4 protein-coding genes are annotated in these 9,641 nt (G+C 42.1%); all 4 read left to right on the top strand.

What is annotated here, in order from left to right:
• The first annotated feature begins 68 nt into the window (after nucleotides 1-68).
• Nucleotides 69-1,724, top strand: a complete 1,656-nt coding sequence (locus tag L2672_RS16025) for an ABC transporter transmembrane domain-containing protein (RefSeq protein WP_248996853.1) — start codon at nucleotides 69-71, stop codon at nucleotides 1,722-1,724.
• Nucleotides 1,721-3,793, top strand: coding sequence for an ATP-binding cassette domain-containing protein (locus tag L2672_RS16030; protein WP_248996854.1), 2,073 nt, complete (start codon nucleotides 1,721-1,723; stop codon nucleotides 3,791-3,793). The genes L2672_RS16025 and L2672_RS16030 overlap by 4 nt, the downstream gene beginning before the upstream one ends.
• A complete protein-coding gene (locus L2672_RS16035) occupies nucleotides 3,786-5,111 on the top strand; it encodes an HlyD family type I secretion periplasmic adaptor subunit (RefSeq protein WP_248996855.1) in 1,326 nt (441 codons plus the stop codon). Before L2672_RS16030 ends, L2672_RS16035 begins: the two co-directional genes overlap by 8 nt.
• Before the next feature lie 9 nt (nucleotides 5,112-5,120).
• On the top strand, nucleotides 5,121-9,641 hold a 4,521-nt coding region (locus L2672_RS16040), incomplete at its 3' end, for a VCBS domain-containing protein (protein WP_248996856.1).

Consider the following 9,641-nt stretch of genomic DNA (forward strand, 5'->3'; position numbering starts at 1 on the left):
CAAAAATGTTCTATTATTGTTAATGTTTTGATTGGTTTAGAAATTAAAGATGAAAGGACAAATACTGTATGCAGGAAAATTTCCGTTTGTTAGCTAGCCACAAAGCGTTTTCAGAATTGTTGCTTTCATCAACATTTATAAATTTACTTTCGCTGGCTTTGCCTTTCACCATGCTACAAATTTATGACCGCATATTACCTAATCAAGGTTATGGTACGGCAACGATTTTAGTCTCAGGCGTGGCCATCGCCATTGTGCTTGAGTTGCTTTTAAGATACGGCCGAAGTTGGTTGTTAGCGGCTTCAGCGGCAAATTTTGAACTGGAAACCACGACCAATGTAGTCAGAAAATTAATGCAAGCTGATTATCGCCACGTTGAAGCGATGGGTACCGGTAAGGTGACTAACGGTCTTGCAAGTATTGCCAGCATGCGTGAGTTATATTCAGGGCAAGCTATTGTGGCGTTAATGGACTTTCCGTTTGTGCTGATATTTTTAGCATTAGTTGCCTACATTGGAGGGCCATTGGTGTTTATCCCAATTGCGGTATGGCTTGTGGTTGGCGGGTTAGTGTTTGTTATTGGTAAAAAACTGGCTGTGGCAACTGAGCAGTTAGCAATGTCTGATGCGCAACGTACAAGAATGTTAATTCTGGTGCTTTCAGGCTTAACTACGGCTAAAGCGCTATCTTTAGAAGACCGCTTATCCAGTATTTATAACGATATTAATCATCAACGTTTAGCCAAGCAGCAACAAGTCGATTGGTTATCTGCAAAGCTACAAGAAATTATTCAAGGCGCGTCGCAGGGCACGACATTATTGTTAGTGATGCTGGGGTGTTTAGAAGTACTAAATGGTGATTTAACCACCGGTGGATTAGCCGCATGTTCAATATTAGCGGGTCGAGCTATTGCTCCATTAAGTGCCATTATAAGTCTGCGTTCTCGGGTTGTAAGTGCCAAAACGGCCATGTCACATGTAGACGATTTAACCGCCATTCCTGCCGAACCTTTTACTGCAAAAAAAGCTTACCAACAAAAAATTCCATTTGGGCCAGTAACTTTTCATGATGTCAATAGCACAAACTTAGGCACCCAAATTACACAATTTAATTTACACGTCGCGCCCAATAGTTTGGTGGTTTTAAAATCTGATCCATTAAGTCATGCCAGCCACTTATTAAGTATTGTGTCAGGTTTTCAAACCGTGACATCGGGCAAAGTGACTATTGATAATGTTGATATATATGATCATGACAGTAAAGAATACCGTCAATCGGTTAATTATGTTGCACCGTGGCCAACCTTGTTTGCCGGTAGTTTATTGGAAAATATGACCATGTTTAGGGCTGAATATGAGCCGCAGGCAATGGCTATAGCAGAACAATTAGGCTTAACCGCCAAAATTGCTGAGTTGCCCAATGGTTATCAAACCTTAGTAGGAGACAGTGACAGCCAAATGCTTAACCGAGGTGCAATTAAGTTAATTGCTTTAGTTCGGGCGATTGTGCAGCAACCCTCAATACTGTTGTTAGATGAACCGATGATATCCCTAGATGCAGATGCACAAAATAGATTGATTAAGTTATTAGCCTCCCTAAAAGCTGAAATGACAATTATTGCAGCCTCACATTATCAGCAACTTGCCGATATCAGCGATCAACTTGTAACAGTGGAAGGCCATTCCTCATCAGGTGATACAAATTCACAGGAGGTGAGCCAATGAGCACTCAAGATGTCACATTAAAGCCTTTAGTGGTTGATCTGTTTAAACAATTGGGTTTATATAATCAAGCGAGCAACCTAGTTAATGATGCCGTTAAAGACTATAACCCTGCCACTGTTTCGCGATTGCTTAAAAAACACCAAATTGGTTTTAGCGTTAAAAAACCTAGCGATAAAACATTGCAGTTAACTGTGCATCCTTTTTTAGTGGTGCCAGAGAATGCCCCTGCATTTATTGCTAAAAGGCAAGGGGACAAGTTTGAGCAACTGCACAATAATCAGTGGCAATCTGTTGATATTACTCTGTTAGATGATTCGACGTTTATTTTTACCATTGATGTATTACCAAATACTAAAAAGAGTATTCAAGCCTTTGCTGCTCATATGAGTAAACACACTAAATGGTATAAACCGGTATTTTGGTTGAGTTTATTGTCTAGTTTAACGGGATTAGCTGTGCCGCTATTTACTATGGCTGTGTATGACAGAGTAATAGGTGGTCAAGCACCAGACATACTGCCCAGCATTGCATTGGGTGGGATGTTGGCTATTTCAGTGTTAATTTCTACTCGCCTAGCCAGAGCAAAGGTATTAGCTTCAACCAGTAATCGATTAGCAAGAGACTTGTCGCAATTAACCTTTTATCGCTTGCTTCATATGCCATTAATGGTGCTTTCTAGGGTAGGTATTTCTAACCATATTGCTAGAATGCGTAATGCTGAAAAAGTCAGAATGTTGCTGTCTGGCCCAGGTGGTGGTGGCTTAGTTGACTTGCCATTTACCCTTATTGCGTTGTTTGCCATTATGTTTTTGAGTGGCTGGTTGGTATTAGTGCCTATTGGTATGTTGATATTGTATTACCTAGTGATGAAGGTGGTTAATCGTTATGTGCAAGCCGCATCGCCAACCGTGTCTGGTGAATATCAAAATGCCTTAAGCGAACTGGCTAAAAACTTATTGCAATTGAAAGCCGCGGGAGACACCGATGGTTGGCAAACTAAGTTTATGCGCCAATGCAAAGAAAACAGTCGGCAGAATTTTTTATATGCTAAACGTAATGGGCTTAATGCTGCCATTGCGCATTCATTAAGCTTATTTACCGCGTTAATTACGGTATTTACTGGCATATTTTTAGTTCTTAACCAGTCTATTTCACCAGGGGCGCTAATTGCTTGTGTGATGATGATTTGGCGAATTACTGGCCCTGCACAAATGGCTTTTTCGTCTAAACAAAAGTTCACCATGATGGATGTTGCGGTTAAACAGTTTGACCGTTTCATGCAGGCTAGTACTGAACAATCTGAATTACGTCTTGATACGCCCGACTCAAGTAAAGCCCCTACAGTATCATTTCAACATGTGACTTTACGTTACAAAGCTGAAGGTGAACCGGCTTTATCAGGTGTGAATGTTGATATTGATGCTGGAGAGTTAGTGGCCGTAATTGGCCCAAATGCTTGTGGTAAATCAACTTTATTATTGAGTGCCCTAGGCGTGTTAGAGGCGCAAGCGGGCTTTGTAACCGTTAACGGCAAAAATCTTAAACAATATGACACTGAAATTTTCAGGCATTGGGTGGGTTATAGTCCATCACAGCCGGATATTTTCCCTGGTACCTTAGCTGAAAATGTGCGCATTGCTAAACCAGATGCCACCGATGAAGAAATTAAAGCAGCCATTGTTGCGGCAGGTGGCGCGAGTTTCTTAACCAGTATTAATCATAATCTTAATATTGATTTATTAGGTGAAAATAATGCCATGCTTGCGGCCATTGAAGGCAGTTATATTAACCTTGCAAGAGCCTTAATTAAGCATTCGCCCTTATTATTACTGGACGAACCATTACCCCATCGTAACCCACAATCTAAGCAACAGCTTATAAGCACATTGTTGGCATTAAAAGGACACTCTACGGTTATTTTTACTAGCCATGATCAAGACTTAATTAAACAAGCCGACAAAGTCATTGTTCTTGATAAGGGCGCAGTAGTGTTTGCCGGTCCTATTCCAGATGATGCACCAACATCACCAAGCCAAACTGACATGCAGGAGTCTCCAATCAATGGATAATCGTCAATTAGCCAATAAAGTTTGGCCTGAGCATGAATTTGCAGAGGCTATAGAAGCCCCAGCAGAACGTAAATTTATTCGTAATATTATTTTGCTTATTACTGGCTCTGTGCTGGTTATGTTGGTTTGGTCTGTTTTTACCAGTGTGGAAGAAATTTCAAAATCTAAGGGGCAAGTCGTGCCTTTAGGCCATAGACAAGTAATACAAAGTCGCGCTGGTGGAACAATTTCTTCAGTATTGGTTGAAGAAGGTGATGTGGTTAAAAAAGGCGATGTGTTAGCCAGCTTTGTGGATGTTGATAGCTTATCTGCAGAAGAAGAACTGTTAAGTAAACAGGCTAACCTGACAATGCGAATTGAACGTTATCAAGCTTTTATTGAAGGTCGTGAAGCCAACTTTGACCAGTTTCAAACTGAATATCCTAACCTTGTTAAGCAACATCTGTCGGCATTGCAAAGAATGAATGCAGAAAGAGAGGCCATTGAGCAGCTGTCAGAATCAGACATTGCGAAAACCCAAGCAGAGATAGACGGATTAAAAGCTGAAATTCCGCCATTAAGTGATCAAATCAAAACCGCTGAACAAACTCTTAAAATGATGCTGTCTGTGACTGAAGAACAAGCGGTGTCGAAATTACGCATTTTAGAGTCTCAACAAAAATTAGATTCTTATATGCGTGAATTGAAATCAATGGAAAGTAAGCAGCAAGTGTTAAGTAAGAATTTATTAAACCTTGAGAAACAACTTAAACAAAAACAGGCGTCATTACTTAAAGAAGTAGAAGAAAAGCGCACAGATACTCAAGCTGAGTTATTGGGTGTAACGGCAAGGCTTAAGTCTTCAAGCTCTTTGGTTTCAGCAAATACTGTTACGGCGCCCGTTGATGGGATAATTCAATCTATTCCTACCAGCTCTACTGGCAGTGTAATTCAGCCAGGTGGAACAGTTGCAGTGATTGTACCAATGACCAAAACAGGCTTGATGGAAATTAAATTATCACCTCGTGATATTGGTTTTGTGCATGTTGGTCAAGCAGCACGTATTAAAATTGATGCATTTGACTACAGCCGATATGGCGCATTAGACGGTATTGTAAAACGCATTTCCCCCAGTACTGACAAAGATGAAAAAGGCGGGGTGTTTTATAAAGTACAAATCAGCATAGACAAACCTTACTTTTTAGATAACCCAGAGCGTTTTGCGTTAATCCCCGGCATGACGGGTGAAGCGAATATTGTGACGGGCGAAAAAAGTGTATTCCAATATTTATGGAAACCCGTTTTTACCAATATCAATGAAGCATTTGGTGAAAGATAGGAGTGACTTATGAGTCAAGATAAAAGCTATGAAAATCAGCCAAATGATAATAAGAACAACGACGCTGATGTAAAAAAAACCGATAAAACCCAACAAGCTATCAATAAAATAGAACAAGAAGCTAAAAAGCTGCGCACTAAAGAGGCGAGAGGCAGTGGCAAAGTGGGTTCGATAGCGCAAGGGGATTTAGTTGCTGATAAATCTTGGAATAATCATGTTACCAGTGACACTAATGAGCAACCACTTGAGCAAGCTGCGTCAACTTCTGCTGACGTTGAAACCAAGCCTGAATCAAAGCCTGTATTTAAGCCGCAAGATAAAAATCAAGCTGATGATCAACAAATGGCCGATGCCGACCTAGACAAAACCAGTCAACCATTAGTCGCTCAAAATTCCGATAATGATCAGCAGGATGGTAAAGGAAATAAGTTAGTTTTAGAACATGGTTCAACAGAAACTACAGGCTTAGGCCAAGGGGCACATTTTCATAATGGCAATGTCACGACTCAAGATATCAGCCAGTTTAAAACCCCAGTGATTGAATTGCCTCAGCAGACAAACCAGCCTGCTTTCATAGTGAGTTCACATGTTCAAACTGTCTCAAATACTTCGACAATAAAACCGCAAGTTACCCAACCATCTGTAATACCTACAGCAACAACAGCAACAACACAAACAAAACCTACCGGTTCAGAACAATTGCATGGTACACCACCGGTAATAACACCGACAAAGCCTAGCGAATCACATGAAAAAGACCATCAAGGTAACGCTAAAGAGGTTCCACAATCTCCACTAAGTGTTGATAAGCAGCAATCTTCACCTCAAGTTAAAGAAGATAGCCATATATCCAGTGCTGCCGGAGCAATGAAAGCGACAGGAGATGGTGCTGACAAGGTAGAGTGGAGTGTTGAAAACTCCCATGGTCAATATGGCGAACTGACGTTAAACCCAAAGACAGGAGAATGGGTTTATCAATTAGATAATAGCAATGCCAATACCAATGCATTATTTGAAGGCTCTCATCAAACAGAGCAGTTTACTATTACCGCTATCGATGCCAGTGGACATAAAGTCAGTTCAGTCATAGCCGTGGAAGTAGAGGGGAGTAACGATCTTCCGACTATTTCAGGGGTTCATCATGCCAGTGTTAATGAACTGGGAACAATAGATACAGTAACGGGGACTCTAGCGGCAACAGATGTTGATAATGGTGATAATGTCACATGGGCTGTCACGGACGGACAGGGCCAATTTGGTCAATTAACCATTAATCCGCAAACAGGGCAATGGAAATATGTTTTAGATAATTCCTCTACATCTACTTTAGGGCTTAAACAAGGTGAAACTGCCGTTGAAACCTTTAGTGTCACAGCAACTGATAGTTCAGGCCAACCTGTATTACAGCAAGTTACGATTAATGTTAATGGCCAAAATGAAACGGCTCAAATAGGCGGCGCTTCTACAGCATCTATTACTGAAGATAAAGATGTTCATTCTGGCATCCTTAGAGCAGATGGCGCATTAACCATCACCGATAACGACAATGGCGAAGCCCAGTTTCAAGCCTGCAGTTTACAAGGCCAGTTTGGTCAGCTAACCATTAATGATTTAGGCCATTGGACCTATACAGCTAGTAATAATAACCCCGCAATTCAAGGGTTAAAAACGGGCGAGCACTTAACTGATACCTTAATGGTGCATTCAGTGGATGGCACTGAAAAACAGATCACTGTGACCATTAATGGTACAGATGATAAAGCGCTCATAGGCGGAACAGCTACTGCGAGTCTCACTGAAGATAAAGATGTTCATCAAGGAATGCTGCGTACTGACGGCGCATTAACTATTACTGACAATGATAACGGCGAAGCCCAGTTCCAAGCCAGCAGTTTACAAGGCCAATTTGGTCAGCTAACCATTAATGATTTAGGCCATTGGACTTATACGGCAGATAATAATAACCCCGCAATTCAAGGGTTAAAAACGGGCGAACACCTCACCGATACCTTAGTGGTGCATTCAGTGGATGGCACTGAAAAACAGATCACTGTGACCATTAATGGCACAGACGATAAAGCGGTAATAGGTGGAACCGCTACTGCTTCAATTAGCGAAGATAAAGACGTTCATTCTGGAATGCTGCGCGTAGACGGCGCATCAACCATTACCGATAATGACAACGGTGAATCCCAGTTCCAAGCTGGCAGTTTGCAGGGGCAATTTGGTGAGTTGACTCTCAATAACTTAGGCCATTGGACTTATACCGCCAGTAATAATAACCCCGCAATTCAAGGGCTAAAAACGGGCGAGCACTTAACCGATACCTTAGTGGTGCATTCCGTTGATGGCACTGAAAAACAGATCACTGTGACCATTAATGGCACAGACGATAAAGCCGTAATTGGCGGAACCGCTACTGCGAGTATTACGGAAGATAAAGATGTTCATTCTGCCACCCTCAGAGCAGATGGCGTATTAACCATTACCGATATCGACAACGGTGAATCCCAGTTCCAAGCTGGCAGTTTGCAGGGGCAATTTGGTGAGTTGACTCTCAATAACTTAGGCCATTGGACTTATACCGCCAGTAATAATAACCCCGCAATTCAAGGGCTAAAAACGGGCGAGCACCTCACAGATACCTTAGTGGTGCATTCAGTGGATGGCACTGAAAAACAGATCACTGTGACCATTAATGGCACAGACGATAAAGCGGTAATTGGCGGAACCGCTACTGCGAGTATTACGGAAGATAAAGATGCTCATTCAGCCACCCTCAGAGCAGATGGCGCATTAACTATTACTGACAATGACAACGGTGAAGCACAGTTCCAAGCTGCCAGTTTACAAGGGCAATTTGGTGAGTTAACCATTAATGATTTAGGCCATTGGACTTATACTGCCAGCAATAATAACCCCGCAATTCAGGGACTAAAAACGGGCGAGCACCTCACAGATACCTTAGTGGTGCATTCAGTTGATGGCACGGAAAAACAGATCACGGTGACCATTAATGGCACTGACGATAAAGCCGTAATTGGTGGAACCGCTACTGCGAGTATTACCGAAGATAAAGATGTTCACCAAGGAATGCTGCGTACAGATGGCGCATTAACCATTACTGACAATGACAACGGTGAAGCGCAGTTCCAAGCTGCCAGTTTACAGGGGCAATTTGGTGAGTTGACTCTCAATAACTTAGGCCATTGGACTTATACTGCCAGTAATAATAACCTCGCAATTCAAGGGCTAAAAACGGGCGAGCACCTCACCGATACCTTAGTGGTGCATTCAGTGGATGGCACTGAAAAACAGATCACGGTGACCATTAACGGCACTGACGATAAAGCCGTAATTGGTGGAACCGCTACTGCGAGTATTACGGAAGATAAAGATGTTCATTCTGCCACCCTTAGAGCAGATGGTGCATTAACCATTACCGATATCGACAACGGTGAAGCTCAGTTCCAAGCCAGCAGTTTACAAGGCCAGTTTGGTCAGCTAACCATTAACGATTTAGGCCATTGGACTTATACGGCAGATAATAATAACCCCGCAATTCAGGGGCTAAAAACGGGCGAGCACTTAACTGATACCTTAGTGGTACATTCCGTTGATGGCACTGAAAAACAGATCACGGTGACCATTAACGGCACAGACGATAAAGCCGTAATTGGTGGAACCGCTACTGCGAGTATTACGGAAGATAAAGATGTTCATTCTGCCACCCTCAGAGCAGATGGCGCATTAACTATTACTGACAGTGACAACGGTGAAGCCCAGTTCCAAGCTGCCAGTTTACAGGGGCAATTTGGTGAGTTAACCATTAACGACTTAGGCCATTGGACTTATACGGCTGATAATAATCAATTTCAAACACTGGCAAAGGATGAGCACAGAACTGAAACCTTTTCAGTAAGCAGTGTTGATGGAACAACCCATGATGTAAAAATTGATATTGTAGGAACTAATGACGCGCCAGTTGTATCTGGTGAAGTGCGATTGGCACAGGGAACAGAAGATACAGACATTAAAATATTGGCAACAGATCTTTTAGCCAATGCTACGGATATTGATAATTCCTCCACATTAACTGTGGCGAATCTTATTGCAGACCACGGTAAAGTTATTGATAACCAAGACGGCACTTTTACTTTTAGTCCTGATAAAGACTATAACGGCCAAGTGCATTTTACCTATGATGTAGTTGATGGAAATGGTGGTGTAGCGCACACAGGTGCTAGCACAAGCTTAGCTGCAGTAGGTGATGCAGCGGTGATCAGTGGCGTTGATACTGCAACATTAAGTGAAAATACGGCAGGCCAAGATAAATCTCCTGACTATGCTCAACCCGGGATTGCAACTCTCGGACAAAAAATTCTTTATGCTTCAGGACAATTAACCATTACCGATGCTGATAATGGCGAGGCTATGTTTGGTGACCATAATCCGAGTGGGTATAACTATCATGGAGCTTATGGAGACTTAATTTTAACGCCTGATGGTAAATGGTTTTACCACGCAGAT

This window comes from Shewanella gaetbuli (assembly GCF_023284065.1).
Classification (GTDB): domain Bacteria; phylum Pseudomonadota; class Gammaproteobacteria; order Enterobacterales; family Shewanellaceae; genus Shewanella; species Shewanella gaetbuli.

Coding starts and splice junctions, on each gene's coding strand:
- L2672_RS16025 (WP_248996853.1), top strand. CDS start 69: ATGCAGGAAAATTTCCGTTTGTTAGCTAGCCACAAAGCGTTTTCAGAA.
- L2672_RS16030 (WP_248996854.1), top strand. CDS start 1,721: ATGAGCACTCAAGATGTCACATTAAAGCCTTTAGTGGTTGATCTGTTT.
- L2672_RS16035 (WP_248996855.1), top strand. CDS start 3,786: ATGGATAATCGTCAATTAGCCAATAAAGTTTGGCCTGAGCATGAATTT.